At 68.0% G+C, this 22,794-nt stretch carries 24 protein-coding genes and 5 pseudogenes; 15 read left to right on the top strand and 14 right to left on the bottom strand.

The features are described from left to right. Window positions 1-110 precede the first annotated feature (110 nt). The 6 genes and pseudogenes from ACFWUY_RS37775 to ACFWUY_RS37750 form a co-directional block, all read right to left on the bottom strand. Window positions 111-554: pseudogene (locus tag ACFWUY_RS37775) on the bottom strand (IS5 family transposase); the annotation flags it as partial. A 147-nt stretch (window positions 555-701) separates the two neighbouring features. Further along, entirely contained in the window at window positions 702-962 is a 261-nt protein-coding gene (locus ACFWUY_RS37770; protein ID WP_384120770.1) for a hypothetical protein, read from the bottom strand. Between the two features lie 174 nt (window positions 963-1,136). Beyond that, window positions 1,137-1,688: an SUKH-4 family immunity protein gene (locus tag ACFWUY_RS37765; protein WP_384120768.1), complete on the bottom strand. Its 552-nt coding sequence runs from the start codon at window positions 1,686-1,688 to the stop codon at window positions 1,137-1,139. A 63-nt stretch (window positions 1,689-1,751) separates the two neighbouring features. Further along, window positions 1,752-2,516 (bottom strand): transposase family protein, encoded by a 765-nt coding sequence (locus ACFWUY_RS37760; RefSeq protein WP_384120766.1) that lies wholly within the window; start codon window positions 2,514-2,516, stop codon window positions 1,752-1,754. A 216-nt stretch (window positions 2,517-2,732) separates the two neighbouring features. Further along, a pseudogene (locus ACFWUY_RS37755) lies at window positions 2,733-3,044 on the bottom strand (DDE endonuclease); the annotation flags it as partial. Continuing rightward, window positions 3,041-3,580 carry a winged helix-turn-helix domain-containing protein gene (locus ACFWUY_RS37750; protein WP_384120764.1) on the bottom strand — a complete coding sequence of 180 codons (540 nt, stop codon included), beginning with the start codon at window positions 3,578-3,580 and terminating at the stop codon, window positions 3,041-3,043. The pseudogene ACFWUY_RS37755 and the gene ACFWUY_RS37750, both read right to left, overlap by 4 nt. A gap of 155 nt (window positions 3,581-3,735) precedes the next feature. Here ACFWUY_RS37750 and ACFWUY_RS37745 point away from each other — a divergent pair, with 155 nt between their 5' ends. From ACFWUY_RS37745 to ACFWUY_RS37730, 4 genes and pseudogenes are all read left to right on the top strand, one after another. Then, window positions 3,736-4,404, top strand: coding sequence for a hypothetical protein (locus tag ACFWUY_RS37745; RefSeq protein WP_384120761.1), 669 nt, complete (start codon window positions 3,736-3,738; stop codon window positions 4,402-4,404). Continuing rightward, entirely contained in the window at window positions 4,401-4,781 is a 381-nt protein-coding gene (locus ACFWUY_RS37740; protein ID WP_384120759.1) for a nuclear transport factor 2 family protein, read from the top strand. Before ACFWUY_RS37745 ends, ACFWUY_RS37740 begins: the two co-directional genes overlap by 4 nt. Before the next feature lie 224 nt (window positions 4,782-5,005). Then, a pseudogene (locus ACFWUY_RS37735) lies at window positions 5,006-5,104 on the top strand (twin-arginine translocation signal domain-containing protein); the annotation flags it as partial. A 65-nt stretch (window positions 5,105-5,169) separates the two neighbouring features. Beyond that, window positions 5,170-5,430 carry a hypothetical protein gene (locus tag ACFWUY_RS37730; RefSeq protein WP_384120775.1) on the top strand — a complete coding sequence of 87 codons (261 nt, stop codon included), beginning with the start codon at window positions 5,170-5,172 and terminating at the stop codon, window positions 5,428-5,430. Here the strand turns inward: ACFWUY_RS37730 and ACFWUY_RS37725 are convergent. Further along, a complete protein-coding gene (locus ACFWUY_RS37725; protein WP_384120758.1) occupies window positions 5,414-5,701 on the bottom strand; it encodes a hypothetical protein in 288 nt (95 codons plus the stop codon). The two genes, ACFWUY_RS37730 and ACFWUY_RS37725, sit on opposite strands and share 17 nt — an antisense overlap. 118 nt (window positions 5,702-5,819) lie before the next feature. Between ACFWUY_RS37725 and istA the strand changes: the two genes are divergently transcribed. The 5 genes from istA (at window position 5,820) to ACFWUY_RS37700 (ending at window position 10,231) form a co-directional block, all read left to right on the top strand. Beyond that, window positions 5,820-7,217 carry an IS21 family transposase gene (istA, locus tag ACFWUY_RS37720; RefSeq protein ID WP_384120756.1) on the top strand — a complete coding sequence of 466 codons (1,398 nt, stop codon included), beginning with the start codon at window positions 5,820-5,822 and terminating at the stop codon, window positions 7,215-7,217. Then, window positions 7,214-7,984, top strand: coding sequence for an IS21-like element helper ATPase IstB (gene istB, locus ACFWUY_RS37715; protein ID WP_384120753.1), 771 nt, complete (start codon window positions 7,214-7,216; stop codon window positions 7,982-7,984). The genes istA and istB overlap by 4 nt, the downstream gene beginning before the upstream one ends. 38 nt (window positions 7,985-8,022) lie before the next feature. Next, the gene (locus tag ACFWUY_RS37710) at window positions 8,023-8,553 is read left to right on the top strand and encodes a hypothetical protein (protein ID WP_384120750.1); all 531 of its coding nucleotides are present in this window, start codon (window positions 8,023-8,025) and stop codon (window positions 8,551-8,553) included. A gap of 365 nt (window positions 8,554-8,918) precedes the next feature. Next, the gene (locus ACFWUY_RS37705; protein WP_384120747.1) at window positions 8,919-9,245 is read left to right on the top strand and encodes a hypothetical protein; all 327 of its coding nucleotides are present in this window, start codon (window positions 8,919-8,921) and stop codon (window positions 9,243-9,245) included. Further along, window positions 9,242-10,231, top strand: a complete 990-nt coding sequence (locus tag ACFWUY_RS37700) for a hypothetical protein (protein WP_384120745.1) — start codon at window positions 9,242-9,244, stop codon at window positions 10,229-10,231. The genes ACFWUY_RS37705 and ACFWUY_RS37700 overlap by 4 nt, the downstream gene beginning before the upstream one ends. On the opposite strand, the gene ACFWUY_RS37695 is transcribed toward ACFWUY_RS37700, so the two are convergent. Together ACFWUY_RS37695 and ACFWUY_RS37690 are read right to left on the bottom strand one after the other, a co-directional pair. Next, the gene (locus tag ACFWUY_RS37695; RefSeq protein ID WP_384120742.1) at window positions 10,232-11,023 is read right to left on the bottom strand and encodes a hypothetical protein; all 792 of its coding nucleotides are present in this window, start codon (window positions 11,021-11,023) and stop codon (window positions 10,232-10,234) included. Next, window positions 11,020-11,616, bottom strand: a complete 597-nt coding sequence (locus ACFWUY_RS37690) for an ABC transporter ATP-binding protein (RefSeq protein ID WP_384120773.1) — start codon at window positions 11,614-11,616, stop codon at window positions 11,020-11,022. The genes ACFWUY_RS37695 and ACFWUY_RS37690 overlap by 4 nt, the downstream gene beginning before the upstream one ends. 370 nt (window positions 11,617-11,986) lie before the next feature. Between ACFWUY_RS37690 and ACFWUY_RS37685 the strand changes: the two genes are divergently transcribed. From ACFWUY_RS37685 to ACFWUY_RS37670, 4 genes and pseudogenes are all read left to right on the top strand, one after another. Continuing rightward, the gene (locus ACFWUY_RS37685; RefSeq protein ID WP_384120740.1) at window positions 11,987-13,162 is read left to right on the top strand and encodes a flavin-containing monooxygenase; all 1,176 of its coding nucleotides are present in this window, start codon (window positions 11,987-11,989) and stop codon (window positions 13,160-13,162) included. A 318-nt stretch (window positions 13,163-13,480) separates the two neighbouring features. Beyond that, window positions 13,481-13,971 (top strand): annotated as a pseudogene (locus ACFWUY_RS37680) (IS5 family transposase); the annotation flags it as partial. Between the two features lie 493 nt (window positions 13,972-14,464). Next, on the top strand, window positions 14,465-15,538 hold the full coding sequence (locus tag ACFWUY_RS37675) for a polyprenyl synthetase family protein (protein ID WP_384120738.1): 1,074 nt from the start codon (window positions 14,465-14,467) through the stop codon (window positions 15,536-15,538). Between the two features lie 101 nt (window positions 15,539-15,639). Beyond that, window positions 15,640-16,728, top strand: a complete 1,089-nt coding sequence (locus tag ACFWUY_RS37670) for a polyprenyl synthetase family protein (RefSeq protein WP_384120736.1) — start codon at window positions 15,640-15,642, stop codon at window positions 16,726-16,728. Between the two features lie 28 nt (window positions 16,729-16,756). On the opposite strand, the gene ACFWUY_RS37665 is transcribed toward ACFWUY_RS37670, so the two are convergent. The 4 genes from ACFWUY_RS37665 to ACFWUY_RS37650 all read right to left on the bottom strand — a co-directional run bounded on the left by ACFWUY_RS37665 (window position 16,757) and on the right by ACFWUY_RS37650 (window position 20,245). After that, window positions 16,757-18,094 (bottom strand): wax ester/triacylglycerol synthase domain-containing protein, encoded by a 1,338-nt coding sequence (locus ACFWUY_RS37665; protein ID WP_384120734.1) that lies wholly within the window; start codon window positions 18,092-18,094, stop codon window positions 16,757-16,759. Between the two features lie 5 nt (window positions 18,095-18,099). Continuing rightward, entirely contained in the window at window positions 18,100-18,756 is a 657-nt protein-coding gene (locus ACFWUY_RS37660) for a hypothetical protein (protein ID WP_384120730.1), read from the bottom strand. A 71-nt stretch (window positions 18,757-18,827) separates the two neighbouring features. Continuing rightward, on the bottom strand, window positions 18,828-19,628 hold the full coding sequence (locus ACFWUY_RS37655) for an ABC transporter permease (protein ID WP_384120727.1): 801 nt from the start codon (window positions 19,626-19,628) through the stop codon (window positions 18,828-18,830). Next, window positions 19,625-20,245 carry an ABC transporter ATP-binding protein gene (locus ACFWUY_RS37650; RefSeq protein WP_384120772.1) on the bottom strand — a complete coding sequence of 207 codons (621 nt, stop codon included), beginning with the start codon at window positions 20,243-20,245 and terminating at the stop codon, window positions 19,625-19,627. The genes ACFWUY_RS37655 and ACFWUY_RS37650 overlap by 4 nt, the downstream gene beginning before the upstream one ends. A 731-nt stretch (window positions 20,246-20,976) precedes the next feature. On the opposite strand from ACFWUY_RS37650, the gene ACFWUY_RS37645 reads away from it, so the two are divergent. After that, a complete protein-coding gene (locus ACFWUY_RS37645) occupies window positions 20,977-21,162 on the top strand; it encodes a hypothetical protein (RefSeq protein WP_384120723.1) in 186 nt (61 codons plus the stop codon). A 228-nt stretch (window positions 21,163-21,390) separates the two neighbouring features. Beyond that, window positions 21,391-21,801, top strand: coding sequence for a hypothetical protein (locus ACFWUY_RS37640; RefSeq protein ID WP_384120721.1), 411 nt, complete (start codon window positions 21,391-21,393; stop codon window positions 21,799-21,801). A gap of 25 nt (window positions 21,802-21,826) precedes the next feature. On the opposite strand, the pseudogene ACFWUY_RS37635 reads toward ACFWUY_RS37640, so the two are convergent. Continuing rightward, window positions 21,827-22,656 (bottom strand): annotated as a pseudogene (locus tag ACFWUY_RS37635) (IS5 family transposase). Between the last annotated feature and the right edge of the window lie 138 nt (window positions 22,657-22,794).

Below are 22,794 nucleotides of genomic sequence, written 5' to 3'. Positions count from 1 at the left end.
GCAACACCAAGCCCGCGTCAGCCATTACAAACGACGCGGCCACATACCACCGGAAACTGCCCAACCATCAGACCAAAGACCGTTGCAGTACTAGGTTCTGTCGTCAAATGTCACGCCCACATCAGGACTGATGCGAGGGTGACGGCTGCTTCGTAGGACTGGGCGGTCTTGTCGTACGGGGTGGCGATGCCGCGCCACTGTTTCAGGCGGTTGAAGCACCGTTCCACCACGTTGCGGTGCTTGTTGACCTCGCGGTCGAAGGCCGGCGGGCGGCCGCCGCGGCTGCCTCGCCGGGCCCGGTTGCGGACCTGGTCGGCCCGCTCGGGAATGGTGTGCGGGATGCCGCGGCAGCGGAGCCAGGTGCGGATCGCCTTCGAGCTGTAGCCCTTGTCGCCCAGGACGTGATCAGGCCGGGTGCGGGGCCGACCCGGTCCGAGGCGGGGCACCCGGATCGCTTACGTCACCGTGGTGAACCGGGTGCAGTCGTTGGTGTTGCCGCCCGTGACGACGAAGGCGATTGGCCGGCCCCGTCCGTCGCAGTCCAGGTGGATCTTGCTCGGATGCTGCCGTCGAGACGGTTACCATCGAGTACACCGCCATCAACGAAGAGTAGACGGCCTACAGAGGAGCACCCTCGGGGCGGCGGCTCCCGCCAGGCCTGTGCGGGTAGGCAATCCGCCAGCGGCAGCCCGGCACCTCCGTCATGCCGACGCGTCTGGTCGAGGCCCGAAACTACGACCGTCGGCGTCGAAGGCTGCCTTGAGGGACGGCCGACACTCGAGCCGGCCGGGGGTGTCGAGGTCGAGCCTGGTGGAGAACAGCTTGCTCGAGGGCAGTCCCACGGTGACCAGGAACCTGGCTGTGCCGGGGTGCATACGGCTGCCGACGAGGTGGGGGAAGTAGGTGACGCCGTTCAGTCCGTGGACGTCGGTCACGTTCTGAGGGGTTATGGTGAAGTTCATTTTTCAGCTTGGCAGGGTCCCGGTCGGTCTTGGACCGGTTGGTGTGGGCGGCGAGGGCGGCCAGAGAGATGGCTGTGCCCCGGCGGGCGAGAGACCTTCCCCCTCGTGATCGCGACATGCCCGGTACGACGAGCTGCTGGCCTTGGGCCGTGTTGCTCTCCGGAGGGGCGGTCCTCAGGCGGTCCAGCTTGACTCGAGGATGTCGTCGATGACGCGGGCCCAGGGAGAGTCCTCGTCGGAGAACGGGATGGGGTCGAACGATTCGATCTTGTCTTTGAAGCGGGACTCGAGCTCGTCGAAGTCGTTGCCGGATCCGCAGGCGGCGACGAACTGCTCGTAGGCCAGGAGCGTGTAGACCAGGGACTCTACGTCTCGGTGCAGGGGCTGGTATTCATCCAGGGGGGTGCCTTCGGGGAAGACGTATACCTTGCCATTGGCCGGGTCCAGGGCGATCGTCATGTGCTGGAACCATCCGAGTTCGAGCCAGGAACCGCACTCGGCAGGAAGGACGCCGTCCTTCTCCGGGTCCGAGAACTTCTCGGACAGAAGGATCGGCTCGCCCTCGGTTCGCGTCATGAACTCATCGTTGTGGGGGAGTCCTACCGCACTCAGGAACCCTGCGGTCCTCTCGTGGAGACGCGGCCGGTGCTCATAGCGCGGAAAGTAGACCGCGCCTGAGAGGCCGTACCGGCGGATCAGTTCATCAGGGGTGACTGCGTAGCTCATGCGGGCCTTGTCGGAAGGGTCTGGGTTCGAGGTGGGCGAGGGCTCAGTGAGCCTTTTCCATCCTCACTTTGAGCTGGTCAGATGCAGGGTAAGGATGGCTTGGACGATGCTGGTGATCCGGGTGGTCGAGCACCGCAGTTTGCGGAGGAGCCGCCAGGACTTGAGGGTGGCGACGGCCTTCTCGACGAGGGCCCGGATCTTCGCGTGGGACCGGTTGACCGCCTGCTGGCCTGTGGAGAGGGTCTCCCACCGTCCCCAGCACGGGATGCGGACCGTGCCGCCGGCACCTCGGTATCCCTTGTCGGCCCAGCACGGGATGTCTGCCTCGGCGAGGGCGTCGACGATGCCGTGTTCGCGGGCCGCGCGGACGTCGTGGACGGCGCCGGGCAGGGCTGGTGAGGTCCACAGCAACCGGCCGAAGGGGTCGGCGATGACCTGCACGTTCATCCCGTGCCTCTTGTGCTTGCCGGAGTAGAACGGCCGGTCCGCGGCAATGCGGTCGATGGCCAGCCGGGTGCCGTCCAGGATCAGGTACGCCTTCGCCGATGCGGTCCGCATCGCGTCGGTCAGGCCGGGGGCGAGGGCGGCCAGGAGCCCGACCGCCTCGGTGACGTAGCGGTAGGCCGTCGTGGTGCCGACGCCGAACCCGGCCGCGAGCTGGGCGTAGGTATGTCCCATCCGCAGATGGGCGAGGGGGAGCAGGGACTGACGGCCGGCGGTCAGGCGCCGCCACCGGGAGCCGATCGCGCGGCGGTGGCGCCGCAACTGCTGCGTGAGGAAGCGGAGGGCGGAGCTGGACACGTCGACACCCGACGGGTAGACAAGCACGTGAAGCCTCTGGTGGAGCCGGTTCTCTTGGTCGAAAACCCATCTACCAGGGGCTTCATTACGGAGCCTTTTCCAACCTGGCATCCGCACTGTCGTTGACCGGCTACCCGAGTCCAGCACGGGCTCCTGGGCAGGTCTTCACCTGTTGACTGGCGCCTCCGGGGAACTGCTGCGGGGCCCTCCGACTGGCAGGTGCTTCAGGTTGGAAAAGGCTCAGTCGTGCTCGGCCTCGTACCGCTTCAGCCCTGCGGCCAGATGAGTATGGAGATTGTCCCAGACCACCACGATCGGCCCGCCGAGCTGGATGTGCGCGCGGACCAGGAGGTCGCGGTAGTCCTGCCAGGAGAAACTCTTGCGTGCACCCTTGAGGCGGAGATGAGCGCGGGGCCGGTGAATGAGGCGGCTCGTCTCGCCGGGTTTGTAGCAGCACAGGGCGGCGATGGAGGTCCGGCGACGGGAGCGGCCGCGGACGTGGATGACGGGGATGTGTCCGCGTCGGCCCCAGGTGGGGGCACGGGGCGGAGTCATCGAGAAGCCGGCCTCGTCCTCGAAGACGATCCAGGCCCCGGACGCCGCCGCGAGCCTTTTACCCGGGGCCAGACCGCCTTCCTCCACAGCTCGACGGCGTGCTCGTCGCGTTCGAGTGCTTGGCGGGCGGTTGCCTGCCAGGACCAGCCGTGCCGTTTCAGCAGCCGCCAGACCGTGGCCACCGACAGCGTCAGGCGCAGTCGGCGGCGGGTCACGGTCTGGACCCGGGCCAGGGTCCAGCGCTGATCGTCGAAGCCGTGTGCGGCCGGTCCCTTGCCGAGTTCCTCCTCGAGCACGGCGAACTGGGCGTCGGTGACGGTCGGGGAGTTGGCCGGTCCCGTGGAGCGCAGGGCTTCCATGCCTCCTTCGCGCCAGGAACGACGCCAGCGTTCCACCGACCGCACGCTCACCCGCAGGTCCTGCGCGATCGCCGCGGTCTTCTCACCCGCCGCGAACCGCTGCCCGGCCTGAAGCCGGATCCCCTCACGAAACGCCCGCCGCTCAGCGGTCAGGCCCCCACCTTCCGGATACCTCATCCCACCGGCATACCGCGAGGATCATGAACCGTCACCACCCGACGACGATCCGAAAACCTCAGTAGCCGCATGAGGTGTCTTTCCTCGCGATAGCCGAGGGAAGAGGTCATCCGTTCCCGGGGGGCCGGTGGCCGAGGAGGGGCACATGTACTGGTATGGCTCGTGAACGGATCCGGTGGCCCCTCGTCGTGGAGCGGGCGCGGCAGATCGTGGACGGGGACGCGCCGTCGAAGGTCACGTTGAGGCAGGTCATGTACCGGCTGGTCTCCGAGGGCGTGCTGCCGCACACGCCGCCGATGCACCGGCGGCTGTCTGCGAGGCTGGCCCAGGCCCGGCGGGAGGGCCGCTTCCCCGACCTGATCGACACCATCTCCCGCTACCTGCTCGGCCAGGTCCACGCCCAGGCCGCTGAACCGCCCACCGTCCCCGGCGACCGCGGGCCGGCCGTCAGCCGGGCCTCCCTCCAAGCCGACCTGCTCGCCGCCGACGCCCGCACCGCCCGTCTCGCCGCTCACGCCCGCCGTCTCGAAACGCGGCTCAGTGAAGTCCTTGGCGAGCAGGTCTGGCGTGAGTGCGGCATCGGTGGGTCCGAGGGCACCGAACAACTCAAGGCCCGGCTCACCACTCTCAAACAACAGGTGGTCGACCTGGAACTCAAGCTCCAGGACCAGGGCGAGGACCTCGCAGCGGCCCAGGCCGCCAACCGCGAGCTGATGGCCCAGCTGAAGGGTCCGCTCCCGTGCATGCAGAGTTGGGCCGGTCGCTGGAGTCTCGACGTACTCGCCGTGCTGCACCTGGCGGCCGACCCTACGGTGGAAACATGAGCGACCCGGAGAAGAACAAGGCCACGGCGCAGGCGTTCTACGACCTGATGTTCAACCAGTGCCGCCCCGCCGAGGCCATCGACCAGTACGCCGGCGACACCTACATCCAGCACAATCCACACGTCGGCGACGGCAAACAGCCGTTCATCGACTACTTCGAGCGCATGGCCGCCGAGTACCCGGGCAAGCGGGTGGAGGTCAAGCGCGCCTTCGCTGACGGCGACCACGTGATCCTGCACTGCCACCAAATCTGGCCCGACGAGGAGTACGCCGGCATCGATATCTTCCGTTTCGACGCCGGTGGCAAGATCGTCGAACACTGGGACGTCCTCCAGGTGATCCCGCCCACCTCCAAGAACGACAACACCATGTTCTAGCCCTCGCCCGGCACGCCGCACTGCAATGCCTGCGCGACCATCAGCGGGCGCGCGGTACTTCTTGGGAGCTGGCCGTGACGGGTGCCGGGATCGGGCGTTCTCCTTGTGATCGTTGGGGATCTTGCCTCTTTCTTCATGGTCGCGGGCGTGTGCTGCACCGGTGTTGTCTTCCTCGGGGTGGCTGGGTTGCCCAGTTGCAGTGGAGAAATTTGGAGATCAGCCGGATGACTGAACGCGGGATGGCCAGCGCCGAGAGCGACCGCCGCGGGTTCTTGAGGGGGGCCGCAGCTGCCGTCGCGGCGATGGGTACTGGGATGCTGCTTTCAGGCAGCGCCTATGCGGTTGAGGTGTACTCGCACCCGCCCACCGGCAGGCCACCGGCCTCACCGTGGTCGCGCCGGCCGACGTCAAGGCCGAGGACGTGGGCCTGTTCAGCGTCCGCTACCGGGGATCGGTGCCCACCCTCGTCCTCACCGGCGGAACGATCGTCTCCTCCCTCATCACCGTCGTGGACGCCTCCGGGAGCATCCTGGCCGAGTACGAGGCACGCCCTGCACCGAAGCGGATCGCGAGCCGGCTGCTTCCCGACGACCAGAGCGAGCTCGTCTGCGCCACCCCCGACTGCAAACCCATCAGCCTGACGAAGTAGGGCTACGCCGCCCGAGCGACGGCCGTTTCGCCTCCGCCTCCGCCTCCGCCTCCGCCTCCGCCTCCGCCTCCGCCTCCGCCTCCGCCTCCGCCTCCGCCTCCGCCTCCGCCTCCGCCTCCGCCTCCGGCTCCGGCTGGGCCAGGGAGGAGCCCTGGTGCTTGCAGGGCCGTTTGCAGAACCGGTGGCTGCGCCGGGCGTTGTCTGTCGGGCGCTGCGCGGTGTGCGTGGTGTATCGCCCGGTGTCGGCGTACACGTGAACGTGCCCAGGCACGTACGGATGAACGTGCCCACTTCCTGACGTACCGCGGACTGATCGTGGGCAGTCTGCTGCCGGCCTGTGAAGGGGCGGCGGAGGGCGGCTGACCGTGGTCTTGGACCCGCAACGATGGATGGAGCTTCGACGCTTCCGCGGGCTGTTCGAGTCCGGGGCGATGAGCCTGTCGGAAATTGCAAAGGAGACCGGGCTCAACCGCCGCACGGTCCGCAAGTACCTGTCCTCTGAAGGCCCGGTCGCCCCACCGCGTCGGGCTGCGCCGGGACATGGCCGCCGGCGGAAGGTGGACGAGGTCGCGGCGTTGATCGACGCGATGCTGCGGTCCGAGATTCTGATCAAAGGTGCCGTGGTTCACGAGCGGCTGGTGGCCGAGTACGGCTTCACCGGCACCTACCAGCGGGTCAAGCTCTACATGCAGGAGGCCCGGCCGCGGATCGCGGGGGAACTGGGCATCAGCCCGGGCGAGCTGGCCGGCCTGCACCGCAGGTTCGAGGTCGTGCCCGGAGCGCAGGCACAAGTCGACTGGGGAGACGAAGGGCAGATCCTCGCCCACGTCGGCATCCCGAAGGTCTACTCGTTCCACATGACCTTGTCCTACTCGCGAGATCCGTTCTGTTGCTTCACCACCAGCCAGGACCTGGCCACCTTCTTCGACTGTCACCGGCAGGCGTTCGCCCACTTCGGCGGGGTGCCGATGTCGATCGTCTACGACCGCACCAAGACCGTCGTCCGACGCCACGTCGCGCCGGGCGAGGCCGTTCCGCTGCACCCGGAGGCGGTCGGGTTCGCAGGGCACTACGACTTCGACATCGACGTGCTGGCCGCCTACCGTCCCACCGGGAAAGGCCGTGTCGAGCGGCAAGTCCTGATCGTCCGGGACCACGTCCTGGCCGGACGGTCCTTCTCCTCCATCGAGGAGCTGGACTCCGCTTTCAACGCTTGGGTGCTGTTGCGCCGGGCGAAGTCCCACGGCACCCACGGCGAGGTGATCGGGCACCGCGCGATCCGCGACCACATGGCTTTGCGACCGCTGCCGGCGACGCCCTACATGGTCACTCAGCGGCACCTTCGCTACGTCGGCAAAGACTGCCTGGTCGCCTTCGACGCGAACCTCTACTCGGTCCCGGCCCGAAAGATTCGCCCACGTCAGCTGGTGGAAGTCAGGGCCATGAAGTCCCAGATCACCCTGCATTCCACCGTCCCTGACGCCAACGGCGACACCCTGCTGGCCATCCACCCAAGGGCCGTCGGCCGCGGAGCCTGCGTCGTCGACGAGAAGCACTGGGACGGTCTTCCAGACGGCCGGAACCGGCGGACCACTACAGGTGACGTTCCTCGGCAGCCCCGCCATCAGAACGCACTCGGCGAGGAGACGGCCGCCTCGCTGATGGCTCTCCTGAACCGGGCCGCGGCCGTCCGCGTCGAGGTCGGCCGCAGACCTCTGTCGGTCTATGACGAACTGACCGGGACCCGTCCCTTCACCACCCACCCCACGCCGGAGGAGCCCAGTTGAGTGAGCTGGTCAGCACCCGAATCCGCAGCACGGCCGCCAAGCTCGGCCTGCCCCACCTGGCCGAGAGCCTGAACCAGTACGCCGGCCGGGCAGACGAGGCCAAGATGGGCTACCTCGACTTCCTCGACCTGGTCCTGGCTGAGGAACTCGCCGTTCGCGATGACCGGTGCTTCCGGCAGGGCTTGCGGCTGTCCAAGTTGCCGCACCACAAAACGCTCGATGAGTACGACTTCGCCTTCCAGCCCGAACTTGATCCCCGCAAGATCAAAGATCTCGCCACCCTCGCCTTCGTCGAGGCCAAGGCCAACGCGGCCCTGCTGGGTCCGCCCGGGGTCGGCAAGACTCACATCGCCGTCGCACTCTCGGTCGCCGCTTGCCGGACCGGCTTCTCCGTCTACTTCACGACCCTCGACGACATGGTCCGCCAGCTCAAGGTCGCCGAGGCGGCCGGACGCCTCAACAGTAAACTCCGCACCTATCTTCGTGCTGGCGTTCTCGTCGTCGACGAAGTCGGCTACCAGCCCCTCGAGCGCGCTGAGGCGAACCTGGTGTTCCAGGTGATCTCGAAGCGCTACGAAAAGGGCTCGATCATCCTGACGTCGAACAAGACCTTCAGCGAATGGGGACAGGTGTTCGGTGGCGAAGTCCTCGCCACAGCCATCCTCGACCGACTCCTGCACCACTGCGACGTCGTCTCCATCAACGGCCCCAGCTACCGACTCAAGAACCGGCTCGCCGCCATCGAACGCGACACCAACGTTGCCTGACCTACAGGGGCCGCCACCTCGTCCGGCATTCTGGGGCGGTGAGCATAACCACAGCGCCTTCACTCAGCTTCGTTCCCAACCCCAAAGACGAGTCCTGGGGCCCTGATTGGGTCCCGCTCGACGCCTTCCGCGAGCCCACGGTGGTTGAGGAGCTCACCCAGTCTGCCTTCATTTGGGACAACTTTAAGGTCGACGTCAGCCTTCGGATCGGTAATGGCGACTTCTCCGATGCCGCGACCTCCGTCTGCGTTCTGGACTTTGTCCTCATGCTTCATGCCGCAAGGGTCACGCTCCGTGAAGGCAGGATCGCAGTGTTCGAACTGTCCGACCGACAGGACGAATGGCACTTCACGCGGGAAAAAGGACGAATCAGGTTGCGCACTCGATACGCCACCCGGGAGGGCTGGCACTTCCGCCCCGCAGAAGGGCACTGCCTGGCAGGTGAGTTCGACAGCGTGGTGAAGCAGTCGCTGAGGGACGCTCTCGCTCTGATCTTCTCGAGGCAACCCGTGACACGACAGAACCCCTACCTACAGGCCCTTGCGAGCAGCGGCTTCGACGCTGCCTGAGCAATCCTGATTTGTGCTGTTGGCTGGGCGCCTTCGTCCGTACCTGCCTGAGCACTTTCTGGAGTACACCGACACCCGGCCAAGTTTGGAACTTTCCGTAAAGGATCTGTTGCGCAGAGTGGACGTCTTGGGATGGTCGGGGCATGTACCCCGGTCCTCTTCCTGGGCTGAAGGCGTCTCATCCCTGAAGGGGGTTTCTGCGGCGTCTGAGCCTTTGTCCCCAGGCGAACGGGTGGAACGGCTGCGTGCGCGGTTGCAGGGCCGCGCGACGACGGAGCGGGAGGCAGCGGCTGGCGGCGGCGCCGCGGGATTCGGCTCTGCTGTTCGGGGTGCTACTGCGGGGAGCGGCCCGGCTGGATGCGAGGATGGAGCTGACGGACCTGGAGGCGGGGCTGCTGGCACCGCTGGGGCACCTGTTCAGCCAGGAGGAGATCCGTGAGGTGGGGTGGGTGTTCACCGAGGAGAGTTCGCGCCGTGCGCCCGATCTGCTGCCCCGGGCGGTGACGGCGCGTCCGCTGGCCGAGGGGTACTCCACCGAGGATCTGCTCAAGGACAACTCCCAGATGGAGGCCGTCTCCGGGCAGCCGAACGTGAACGTGGTCGACATCGGCACCGGCGAGGGCACGGAGAGCCTGTCCGTACCGAGTTCGGCCAGGCGGTGGCGGAGGCCGGCTACGGCCTCACCCTGGTGACGTCTTCCGCGCCCATCGCGCAGCCGGCCGCGAACGTGCACGCCCGGATCCTGCTGGAGAAGTTCCACTGCGTGGACGCCACCAACGGGGAGCCGGGCGACGACGAGATCTACCGGGCGCTGAGCTCGGGTGCCGACGGTGGGGACAAGCGCGCCCACCGGACCGGGGAGTACGGCTCGCTGAACACCGGCGAGTGGCGCCACTTCACCAACGAGAACACCACCCTTTTCGACGGGGCCGTCAGCAAGTCGGTGGCCTGTCACATCGCCTGCTGGGAAGCCGACGACAGCACCAGCGAGTTCTACGACGAGCTGGGACACAAACTGCACCTCATCTCCGAGGAACTGGCGAAGTTCTCCGAGCTGATCGGTCCGCTGCCCTCGGGCCAGTGGGAGAACATGGCCGAATGGATCATGCTCGGCTCGTTCATCGTGCGCCTCATCGAAGAACTCATCGCCTGGCTGCGCAACGACGACGACTTCATCCAGGAACACATCCTCGTCTTCGACCGGGCCGTGCTCACGGCTCTGGCCGCGCAGCCCGGCCAGAGCCGCAGCGTCGACTTCGTCGGGGACGGCGGCGTCTTCCGCCTCTACCTGAAGTGGGCCGGCCCCACCGCCCAGCACACCATCCCGGTCTTCTCCGGCGGCAAGAACGTCTGGACACCCCCGGTCCGGCCCTGGCCCACAAGCGCGACGCCCTCCGCCCCCGTCCTGGCCGTCCACGACAACAAGCTGTACTGCGCGGTGCGCGGCTGGGGCAACGAGATCTACGTCAGCCGCCGCGACGGCGACACCTGGACCCCCTTCGGCCGGGTCCCCGGACTCGTCACCCACCACGCCCCGGCCCTGGCCTCCTACAGGGGCCAGCTGTACCTGGCCTACACCGGGACCTCGGCGAACGAGGTGCAGCTGCTGTCCTCCACCAACGGCGCCGACTGGTCCTCACAACGCCAGCTCCCTGGCTACGCCGCCACCGCCCCGTGATCACCCTGCCCGGGCCCGTGTCCTGCGGAACCGCGATGAGGGGGAGGGGCGATGGGTGTGCAGGACGAGCAGTGCCAGGCCGCCGGTTGCGGTGCACCAGGCGAGGGAGAGCAGGCCGTGGGACCAGGGGATCTGTGGGGTCAGGGCTGAGCTGAGCGCCAGCTGGTTCACGCCGTACAAAGGAAGCGCGGACACGCCTGCCACATCCATGAGTGTGTTGAAGACAGGGTTCTGCAGGCCGGTGTCGACCAGGCTGAGCATGATGATGAGGAAGAAGCCTTCCAGCTCGCCGCGGACCAGAGAACCGAGCAGGAGGCCGATCCCGCCGTAGGCGAGGCCGGCCCCTGCGAGGGCCAGCGCCAGGGGGCCTGGGTGGCGTACGGGCAGGGAGATCCAGAGCACGATCGTGGTGTAGAAGGCCAGCAGGGCGGCGGTGAGGGCGATGGCAGCGAGTTTGGCCAGCAGCATCGGCAGGCGGGGGTAGCCGGCCAGCAGCAGACGGTGGTCCATCTGCCGGGACTGGAAGGTCTCGGTGAAGGTGATGAAGCCGGCGACCATGGTGACGGCGCCGAGCGCGCTGGCCACTTGGCCCGCCTGACTGGCCGGGGCGGAGACGGTGGCACTGAGGGCGGCCAGCCAGATGTGCACCACTTCGTCAGAGGTACACAGGCGTGCCACCGCGATCCAGACTGGGAGGAACGCGATGGCCAGAACCAAGGCCAGCCGGTTGCGCAGGTGGCCCAGCAGGGTGCAGCGCAGCAGTTCGGTGAATGCCGTCCAGGAAAGCCTCAACGGTGGGTCTCCTCGAAGTGCAGACGCCCCTGGCGCAGATGAGCGATCGCATCGAAGTGGTGGAGGTCGTGCAGTAGGTGCGACACCACGATGATCGCCCGGCCCTGATCGCGCAGATCGGCGGCCAGGGTCCAGAACCGCTGGTGGGTGTCCCAGTCGAAGCCCTGGTAGGGCTCGTCCAGGACCAGCAGCTGCGGGTCGTGCATGAGAGCGATCAGCAAGTTCAGCTTCTGTCGGGTTCCGCCACTGAGCTCGCCGACCGGCTGTCGCCGGCAGCCGGTCAGAGCGAGCAGTTCCATCAGCTCGCCTGCGCGCTCCAGTGTTGGCAGCCGGTAGGCCATCTGGAACAACCGCAAATGCTGTCCGACGGTGAACGCATCGTTCAGCACCGCTCGTTGCGGGCAGTACCCCACGGCCCCGGTCCGTGTCACCGTTCCGCGGTCGGGTGTGAGTTGTCCGACGGCGATCTGCAGCAGAGTGCTCTTGCCGGCCCCGTTCTCGCCGACGACTCCCAGCAGAGTTCCGGCCGGCACATCAAGGTCGACGTCGCGCAGGACCTGCCTCCTGCCGTAGTCCTTGCAGACTCCGCCGATCTGTAGCCGGGACTGGTGGCGCGTCGTTACTGCCTGCACATGTGCCTCGCGAAAGATCGGATCGGCGTGGTGAGCCGGCCCATCCGGCCCCAAGGACAAGCCCGCCACAGACGCCGGCCGCGCAGGCTCATGTCCTCCACGGCTCGTCCGGATGCCGGCTGCTCAGCTGCATCTGGCCCGGACGGTCCGGACCTGGGCGAAGACCGGTCCTTGCGCAAAGTGGCGACTGTTGCGAGGTTCAACGAGTTCGCATCGCCGGTGTAACGGCACTCATCGCTGTTCCGGTGGACCATCGGCATCGCCACCCCCGCAGGCCATGTGCTTCCAGGCCGCGCGTGACCTGAACCGCGCTGCGCCGTTGTAGGAGGCGATGCCCTCGACACCACAGCCAGACCACAGTGCTCCCACGATCGTGATCGGAGCGGGCCCCCACGGCCTGGCCGCCGCCGCGCTGTTGCGCCGCTCCGGCGTGCCGACCGTCATCCTGGAACGGTCGCAACGGGTAGGAGCGAGCTGGGCGCAGCGCTATGACCACCTGAGGCTGCACACCACCCCCGGCACCTCGAAACTCCCCGGCCTGCCGGTGCCGCGCCAGGCCGGCCCATGGGTGAGCCGGGACGACTATGTGCGATACCTGGAAAGGTACGTCGCCCATCACCGACTCGATGTCCGGGTGACCACCCCGGTGCAGCGCATCGAACGGGCCGAGCCCGGTACGGGAGCGCGGTGGCAGGTCCACACCCCCGACGGCCCAGTGCCCGCTGGTGCCGTCGTGGTGGCCACCGGCCGCTGCCATACTCCGAATCTCCCCCACTGGCCCGGGCGTTCGACTTTCACCGGCACGCTGCTGCACTCGGCCCACTACCGCTCTCCGGACCCCTACCGCGGGCAGCACGTCCTGGTGGTCGGCGCCGGAAACAGCGGTACCGAGATCGCCAGCGTCCTGGCCGGGGCCGGAGCCGAACGGGTACACATCGCCGTCCGTACCCCACCCAACATCCTGCCCCGCTCCAGCGCCCGATGGCATGCGGTCGGTCGGCTGACCGATGCCCTCCCGCTCGCGTGGCGCGACCGAACCTCCCTGCTCACGCAGCAACTCACGGTGCCCGATCTGACGTCACGAGGGCTTCCACGGCCCCGCACGGGCCTGTACACCCGCAACGCCCGTGAAGGGGTCAACCCGGTGCTCGACCACGGCTTCGTGGACGCCGTCCGCACCGGGCGAGTCGAGCCGGTCGAGGCCGTCCAGGCGTTCGACGGCCCCGACGTGCTGCTGGCCGACGGCACCCGACTGCGACCGCACACGGTCATCGCAGCCACCGGGTACCGGTCCAACCTGCACGAGCTGGTGGGGTCCCTGGGCGTACTCGACGAGGCTGGGCGACCCCTCGCCCTGGGAGCACGGACCCACCCCGAAGCCGCGGGCCTGTACTTCGCCGGATACACCAACCCCCTCACAGGTGTCCTTCGCCAGGCCGGCATCGAGGCGCGCGCCATCACCCACGCAATCCGACGCGAGACGGCGCGTGCACCCCTTCCCGCCTGAGCTGACACGAGGTGCTCACCGCAGCGAGTCAAGACCCGTGTGTAGTAGTGGTGATTGTGCGGCCAGGGGTGATCGCTGGTGCGCCTCGCAGAGATGCCAAGCGTCTCTGCCCGCAGCGTGTGAGGTCGGGCGATGGCCGGCCATGGTGAAACTGTCGTGCACTCATCGCGGACGGTAGTCGGCGGCCACCCCACTCGGACTTCCAACGGAGTTCTGCGTCGCCTGCTCTCAACAGCACCTTCGCGTAAAGTGATCAAGGTGCTACAAGCTGCGTGCAAGGCTCTGGCGAGGACGGCAGGGCGCCGACCGGGTGCAGTGGGGGTGACGGCCTGGCGGCGTCTGCGGGACTGGACCGAGGCCGGTGTCCGGCCCCGTCTGCACGAAGCACTCCTGGCCGAACCACGCAAAGCCGGCCTGCTGGACATGGACGATGCCTTGATCGACGCCTCGCACGTCAGGGCGCTGAAAGGGGGGCTCACACCGGACCTTCGCCGGTTGACCGCGCCCGGCCGGGCAGCAAGCACCACCTGATCGTCGACCGGCACGGCATACCCCTCGTCGTCACCCTGACCGGCGGAAACCGGCACGACGTCACCCAGCTGACACCGCTACTGGACGCGATCCCCCGCATCCGCGGGCTCCGCGGGCATCCCAGGCATCGACCGGGCCGGCTGTTCGCCGACCGCGGCTACGACTACGACACGTAACGCCGCATCCTCCGGGCCCGCGGCATCACACCCAAGATCGCCCGACGCAGTGTCCCGCACGGCTCCGGCCCGGGCAAGACCCGTGGGGTCGTCGAACGGACCTTCCGCGGCCGCCAGCCCTCGCCATCACCCAGCCCGACGGGCGGCGCGGCCCGAGGACCTGGCCCACGAGCGACGGCTTCGGAAGGTACTCGGTGGGCACCTGGTCGTAGGAGACGCCGTCCACGGGCCGCACGTGGTCCGGAGCGCGGAGTTGGCAAGTGCATCCTTGCGTTGGCCCTGCTCAGAAAGTCGTGACGCCATGTAGTTGGCAAGGTTTACGCAGGATAGTTGGCGAGCTGTCGTCACATGCGGTGATCAGGGCGAGTGGGATCTCGCCTGGGTGTGCGATGTCGAGAATGGCCCATGGTGGTCAGGGCGTGCTCTGGGGCCGTCCTAATCGTTGATCAAGCATGAAGATCAAGTGGGTGGTCCGGCCGCATGGCCGGACGGGATCCGAAGACAGCCGACCCCTATCGGTCAACCGTGGCCGCGGAGTCCCGTCGCCCGTGAATCACGGCCGCCCGCCCGTGCGTCTTGTCGGGAGGGCCGGCCGGTGACTTCGGGCGTGATGGACGTTCAGGATATCGATCTGGGTGCCGTGCGGGAGCAGGTCGATGCGGTGCTGGAGGAGTTCCTGGAGGACAAGGCGCGTGCGGCTACCGTCAGGAGTCATCCCCCAGAGGTCGCGGACACCCTGCGGAACTTCCTTGCTGCGGGCGGCAAACGCATCCGGGCCCTGCTGTGCGTGGTGGGCTGGCATGCCGCAGGCGGGAGCGAGGACAGGGCGGCAATCCTGAGAGTGGCGGCGTCGCTGGAGCTGTTCGTGGCGTTCGCGCTTATCCACGACGACATCATGGACGATTCGGCCACCCGTCGCGGTCGTCCTGCGGTCCACCGCGCCCTGCGTACGCGCCTTGGTCCGTCCTCGCGGGCGGAGCGGCTCGGTGCCGGCGGTGCCCTCCTGGTCGGAAATCTTGCCCTGATCTGGGCGCAAGAGTTGCTGCACACCGCCGAACTGTCCGTCCAGCGGCGCCGAGCGGTGCATGGACTGTACGACGCGATGCTGGAGGAGGTGATGTACGGCCAGTACCTGGACGTGATGGGCGCTGGTCCCGATGACGACGTCGACGCGGCGTTGCGGATCGTCCGTTACAAGACCGCCACCGCGACGGTCGAGCGTCCTCTGCAGCTGGGAGCCGCCGTTGCCGGCGCTGATGACACCACCATGGACCTGTGCACAGCGCTGGGGCTGCCCCTGGGGGAGGCGTTCCAGATCAGGGACGACCTGCTGGACGTCTTCGGCAGCACGGATGGTGCGTGCGCGCCCGGCCTGGGAGACCTGCGGGAGGGAAAGCGCACCGTTCTCCTTGCTCTGAGCCTGCGTGCGGCCACCCCGGCGCAACAGCGTCGCCTGCGCCGCCTGGTAGGCAGGGCCGATCTCGACGAGTACGGGGCGGCCGAGGTGCGGGCCATCCTGGAGGAGACCGGAGCGCGGCGGCGCACCGAGCACATGATCGCTTCCCGTCGCGCACAGGTCTCGCGAGTGCTGGATGCGGCGGCGCTTCCGCCGGCAGTGTCCCGGGCGCTGCACGGGCTGGCCATCACCGCCACCCAGTACACCTCCTGAACCCGTCGGCGGCTTCCGGCACGCCCGGCCGGACACCGCACTTTCGCACTCCTTGCGCCGCGATCTCGCGTGCGCCCGGCATCATGGACGGAAGTCTCCTCATGACCGACACCGCACTCCCCGCCGAACAGGTCGCAGAGCGTTTCGCCGCCTGCGCAGTCCGTTTCAACGCACGGTTCGAGCAGTACTTCCGCACCCTGGCGGACACCTTCGACGCACCGTCATCCAGCCGGTTCACGCCCGAGTGCCTCGACCTCTTGCGGGACCTGTCGGTGCGGGGCGGCAAGCGGTTGCGGGTGGCATTGCTCTACGAGGCGGCCCGCCTCGTGACACCCGATCCGGTGCGCGGCCTGGAGGAGGCCGCACTGAGCGTCGAACTGCTGCAGACGCACGCCCTGGTCCACGACGACATCATCGACGACGGCCCCGTCCGCCGGGGCGGGGCGTCCACCTACTACGCCTACCGTGAGAAGTTCCCCCAGCACCCACAGGGAGCCCTCGGACTCGCCGTCCTCGCCGGTGACCTCGCGCTGGCCCTGTCCCTGCGGGTCCTCCTCGACTCCCCGGCCGCGCTCACGGTGCGCCACGCGATGGTCGGTGTGCAGACCGCAGCGGCCTCCGCCATGATCGTGGGCCAGATCACCGACATCGAGCGGGACTTCACCGACCTCCCCTCCGCGGAATTGCTGCACGCCGTTTCCGACTACAAAAGCGCCCGCTACTCGATTCTCGCCCCCCTGCAGCTGGGTCTGCTCGCCGCGGGCGAGGACCCGGTCCGCTTCGATGCGGAACTGCGCCGCTACGCGCGGCTCGTCGGGATCTACGAGCAGATGCGGGACGACTACCTCGACCTGTTCAGCAACACGCAGGCCATGGGCAAGTCCACCGGCAGCGACCTGCGCAGCGGCAAGCGCAGCTACACCGTCGCTGCTCTGCTGGCGGCCGTGAGCGGCACCGAGCAGGCGGTGGTGGAAGCCACGCTTGGCGACTCCTCCTGCACGCCGGAGACGGTGGCCGCTGTCCGGGAGATCGCCACCAGCCACGGGGTCGAGCAGAAGCTGCGGGCGGACATGCGTCGTTATGCGGAACTGGCTTCGGCCGAAGCTGCTGGCTGGCGCCCGCGCTGGCGTGAGGAGGCCGTCACCCTCTTCGAACACCTGCCGCTGTGGAGCATCGAACGGGCTCTGTGATCACTCCACGGGCCGCCCCGGGACGAGATCACTCCACAGGTCGCCCCGGGGCGGTTGCCGTTCCTGCTGCCGTAGTGGCTCCGGAGCTGGTCGTCGGCCGGCCACCGGTTGTCGACAGGTCTTCCAGGGCCTGCCGCCACAGTTCGGGCAAGGTGTCGGCGCCGGGGAGGGCTTCGTCGATGCGGAAGCACAGACTCGCCTCACCCGCGTAGATCAGCATGACGACCGCCAGGGGCGCCCCAGGCGGGCAGCACATGACGGGATCGACCCGGTTCACCACCGCCTCGCCGTAGCGGAGGCGCTTGCGCATCACCAGGAAGGAAGCGGCGAGGGTGAGCCGGCCCGGGGCGGTGCTCACGGCCACGAGGCGCCTGAGAAGCCCGGCAGGCAGGCGGGTGAGAGCGGCACGGAGTACGGCTCGGTGTCCGGGCAGCTTGAGAGCAGCGGTGACCGCGCTGGTGCCGGCGAGCCGCTGGGCGAGGGGCGGGAGGCCGCCCGGAAGATCGACCCGCGTCAGGAAGAGGCGATTGCCAGGGACCGCCCACTCGTCGGCCGTGCGCAGGCTGACGGGAACCATGACGGGAATGGGGGCCCGGGCGGCACGCGGCCAGGCGGTGCTCGCCCACCCGGCGATCGCGTGGCCCAGGGCGGTGAGGTAGACGTCGTTGATGCCGGCGCCGCCGGCACGGGCCGCGGCCTTGAGCAACGCCACAGGCACCCGGGCCCACGAGGTGCGACGGCGGCTGGAAAGCGGCTGCACGGGCGAGGTCCACACATGGTGCTTGCGGGCATGCCGCAGCAGGATGGCAGCGCTGCGCCGTACCTGCCGCAGCCGGGGCCGCGGCTCGGCGGACGGTGTCCGCGGTACCGGCGCAGGCCGCCCGGCGGCCGCATCCGGGCCGAAGAGGTTCTCCAAGACCGCGACGATGGTGCCGCCGTCTTGGACGGCGTGGTGGACCAGGTAGAGCAGCGCAAACCCGTCGGGGACGTGTCCGTGCAGCAGGACCAGGCGCCAGGCCGGGACGCCCTCGGGCCAAGGAGCGCGCATCAAATCCTGCACCGCAGCTTCGAGAGCTTCCGGCCCCCTGCCCACGCGACGTGCGGCAACGTGATCGGCTGGGTCAGGAACGGCAGGTACCCACCGAGCCCGCCGGCCGTCACCGCGCAGGAAGTGCGTCAGGCACGGAAGATGAGGCAGGCGCGCGGCCACGTATTCCTGGAGGTCAAGCAGCTCGGGAACGGCGCCGGACAGATGCAGCACCCCACCGATGGTCGAGGTGGCGTCCGGGTGCTCGGCGCGTTGTTCCAGGTCGCGCAGGAAGAGATCGGCGGCGCTGGGAGGGAGGAACGTTCGCATCTGTGTCATCTCTGTCATCGCAGGAGATCGAAGGCCACGCCGCTGACGACCGCGCCCACGCACGCTCCGACGGCCACCTGGGCGACGGTGTGGCACCGCAGCCGCACCCGTGACCAGCCGATCAACGCCACCAGCGGGGCGGACAGCGCCCACCACGGCCCGTAGAGCGAGGCGAGAACCGCCAGGGAACCAGCCGCGACCGCGGAATGCACCGACACCTTCCAGAAGAAGGTGATCACCATCAGCACCAGCAACACGGCCAGCATCGCCGCCACCAGTGCGCGGACGGCAGGTGTGGCTTCCAGCCCGTACAGCAGCCCTGTACCGGTGATGACCGAGGCCAGGACGACGGGACCGGCTACCAAACGCTCCCGGCGCTGCCGTACATGCCGGTCGCTCCAGTAGCTGCGGCGTTCACCCAGGCGAAGGGCCACCGAGGGCAGCACACTGGTGAACAGGGCCGCGAACAGGCCCCACCCGACTCCCGTGGCGCCGGCGGCGTGCCATCCGAGCAGCGGCGCCAGGGCCAGCATCCAGTTCCTCGGCTCGAAGCCGTCGCTGATGAGCCACGCACAGCGCGCGTCGCTGCGGGCCGGCATACCGGGGCAGTGGGCACGAAGCGCCGGGCCTGCTTCCCGCTCGGTCACCACCGCGATCTGCTGCTCGGACACTCATGCCCCCTGCCTCGCGACACCTGTCGAGCGGATACGCCCACCGGCACAACGACATCGAACAGCCCTGGTCACGGCACCGAAGCGGTCTCCACCACACCTGGCACGGATGCTCGTGCCGACCGGGTGGCGCGGGTGCGCAGGGCGAAGGCGGTCATACCGACTGCCGCCATGCCCAGCGCCCACCCGAAGCCCAGCAGCAGGCAGCTCCAGGGCATCGCGTGCAGGCCAGCGGCCGTCACTGCGGTCTGCACCGCGCCGTGGGCCGGCAGGTACCGCACCAGAGCGCTGTCGGATTCCGGGTTGATCAGCGGGTTCTGCAGCAGCAGATCGATCGAGCTGATCATGATGGCCAGGAACATGCCCGCCAGTTCACTGCGCACCACGGCGGCGAGCACGATGCCGATGCTGCCGTAGATCAGCGCCCCGGTGAACATCCCGGCGGCGAACACCACCGGCTGCACCGGCCGCCAGAACAGATGCATCCACGTGGTGACATAGACGGCGACAGCAGCCGCCACCAGTACGAGCGAGACGCACTTCGCCAGGGCCAGACAGGAGCGCGGAAACCCAGCCTGCACCAGACGCCGGTCGAAAACGGCGGAGCGGGCGGTGGCGACGAACATCATGAACGCGACGACCAGCGTGAGAGCCTGCAGCGCCCCGACGACCTGGGTCAGCACGTTGCCGTCCATGACCACGAAACGCCCGACCGGCCGGACGTAGAACCGCAGCGGTGTCCGCGCCACCACCGCGTAGGCCAACGTGGTCCATAGCGGAACGAACAGGAGCACGATGAGCAGCGCCAGCCGGTTACGGGCCTGTTCGATCAGCGCGAACCGCATCGCCGTGCAGGTCTGCCAGCGCTTCACGAGGCCACCCCGATCGTGTCGGTCCGCTCGGTCTCCCGCAGCACCCCGCCGTCCAGGCGGTACAAGCTGTCCAGACGGGAGGCGTCGTAGGCGAGGTGGGAGACCACCAGTACCGCGCAACCCCGGTCTCGCACAGCTGCAGCCACATCCCAGAACCGCAGATACGTCTCCCAGTCGAAGCCCTGGTACGGCTCGTCCAGGAGCAGCACCTGCGGATCATGCATCAGGGCGAGCACCAGGTTGAGCTTCTGGCGGGTACCACCGCTGAGCGTCTCCACCCGCTCGTGCCGGTAGCCGTTGAAGCTCAGCTCCTCCAGCAGCTCATAGGCCCGGGTCAGATGGCTGATGCCGTAAGCGGCCTGGAAGAACTGCAGGTGCTGCTCAACGGTGAACGCCTGGTGGAGCACAGTCTCCTGGGGGCAGCAGCCCAGCCGGCCCGCGCGCTCCACGGTGCCGCTGTCCGCGGGGAGGTCTCCGGCCAGGATCCGCAGCAGAGTGCTCTTGCCGGCCCCGTTCTCGCCGACGATGCCCACCAGCTGACCCGGACGGAGATCCAGCGACACCCCGCGCAAAACCGGACGCCGCCGGTATCCCTTGTGCACATCCCGCACGTCCAGCACCGGTCCAACCGCGCTCACCGCTCTGCCCTCCACGCCCACCGCCTTCTTCAGCGTCAGCCTGCCGCGAGGCCGCACACGACCGAATGTGGTCACACCTCATCACCGGCACGGCCCCAGCAACGGCCGGACACCAGTGATGCGAGGGCTCCGACCCAGTCGTGCAACGACGAGGACCGTCACAGGACACGACCGATACTGAGGCTGCGGGGGACTGCCTCGTTCCGCCCCCCACACCCTTCAGGGGTACGGTCGCCGATGGGAGTCGCGGTCTGCTCACGGGGCCGCACGACGGCACGTAAATGGACCCGCGCAATGGTGCGAGTTGAGGGATCGAAACAAAGAGGACGGGGCTTCTGCCGAAAGGGCAGGGGCCCTGGCCGGGGCGGGCCCGGTGCGGATCGTGCAACGGACACCCGTTCCACGGTGGCGACTCGGTGCTGGTCGGGGTCACGCCCGGCCAGTGCCGGGCGGACAAAATCACCCGATCGGCTGGTCGGTCTCTGTAGCGCGGCGAGCCGCGAGCCGTGGGGAACAGTAGTCCCCCATGATGCCGCTCGATGACATGGACAGCGACAGTGAGCCTTTTCCAACCTGGCATCCGCACTGGTCAGCGCACTGTCGTTGATCGGCTACCCGAGTCCAGCACGGGCTCCTGGCCAGGTCTTCACCAGTTGACTGGCGCCTCCGGGGAGCTGCTGCGGGGTCCTCCGACTGGCAGGGGCTTCAGGTTGGAAAGGCTCAATCTCATCGCCCGCATCGCCGAGGCCGAGCGCGAGGGCTGGCTCGGCGAGGTCGAAGGACTGAAAGTCAGCCTTGCCAGCGCCGAGGATAAGCTCGCCCAGATCGACAGGCGGTCCCAGAAGGCCGCCATCAGCCTCGGCATGCCTACGACCAGGAAGGGGGACCTTGAGTAGCGACACATATCGATAAGAACCAGGCCGCGATTTGAGCACGTGGACACTCGACCAGCTGCAGACGTTCATCCATGACGCCCACGGCCAGCGAATTGAGACAGCACGCGTCGCCGCGCAGGGACAGGCCTACAACTCCAGCCACCCCCAGGAATCCCGTCGTCAGTGGGCGAAGCTGTCGCTGCTCGCGAACTGGCGCATGCTCGACAACGCCGAGGACCCTCTGCGCGGTTGGCTCAGCAGGACTTCATGCTCCGGATGTGGGTGATCGACCGGCTAGGCGACGTCTTCAAAAGATCTTGCCAAGACGGTGCGGTAGCTGCGCATGATGCCTTGGTGGGACACCTTTCTGTCGACGTGCGCGCTTCGCTCCGGCTCTTCGCTTTCTACCTGGCGAACGGCACCCTCGACCTGGACCTGCTCGATGGGTTCGACTATCGCTCGACCGTTTTTCCCTCCGGCTCCTCCTTGGAACAGGTCTTCGCGATCTATAGCAATGTGCTGCAAATCAACGCCGACGGCATGGTGCTGAATGACGGGGATGCGCAGTACCGGGTCGCGCAGTGGGTTCGAACGTGCTGCGACCCGAGCTATCGGGTCGAGCCGCCCTTCGAGGACTGGGAGACGGAGCTCCATCTCTGATGACCCGCCGCTCACCGTCGGAACATCACGTCCACATCAGGAGCGACGCGAGAGTGACGGCTGCCTGGAAGGACTCCGCGGTCTTGTCGTAACGAGTAGCGATGCCACGCCACTGCTTCAGCCGATTGAAGCAGCGTTCCACCACGTTGCGCCGTTTGTAGCGCTGCTTGTCGAAGGCCGGTGGGCGCCCGCCGCGGCTGCCACGCCGGAGCCGGTTCCGGACCTGGTCGGCCCGCTCGGGGAGGGTGTGACCGATGCTGCGTCGTCGCAGCCAGGTGCGGATGGCCCGGGAACTGTAGCCCTTGTCGCCCAGCACGTGGAAGGGCCGCACTCGGAGCCGTCCCGGGCCGACGCGAGGCACCCGTATCGCTTCCATCACCGCAGCGAACTGGGTGCAGTCATTGATGTTCCCGCCCGTGAGCGTGAAAGCGAGCGGACGGCCGGCACCGTCGCAGGCCAGATGGATTTTGCTGGTCAGGCCACCTCGGGAACGTCCGAGTGCAGGGCTGCGGAGCCCTCTTTTCTCGCCCCGGCGGCGTGCTGGTGGGCGCGGACGACGGTGGAGTCGACCGACACGAGCCAGTCGATGTCCCAGGCCGCGTCCGCCCTGGCCTGGGCGCTCTGCAGCACCCGCTCGAATGTTCCGTCCAGAGCCCACCGCCGGAACCGGGTGTGCACTGTGGCCCACGGACCGTACCGTTCGGGCACATCCCGCCAGGCCACCCCCGTCCGGAACTTCCACACGATCCCGTTGAGCGCCATGCGATCGTCCAACCGCTTCCTGCCCCGCAACGACTTGGGCAGCAGCGGCCGGACGAACTCCCACTCGGCGTCCGACAGTTCATGGCGACGTATCACCCGACCATGATCCACTACTAAAGATCATTTGAAGACACGGCCTAGTACTGCAACGGTCTTTGGTCTGATGGTTGGGCAGTTTCCGGTGGTATGTGGCCGCGTCGTTTGTAATGGCTGACGCGGGCTTGGTGTTGC

Origin of the sequence: Streptomyces sp. NPDC058664 (assembly GCF_042716635.1) — a bacterium.
Taxonomy (GTDB): Bacteria; Actinomycetota; Actinomycetes; order Streptomycetales; family Streptomycetaceae; genus Streptomyces.
This window is presented reverse-complemented; position numbering and strand designations above follow the sequence as displayed.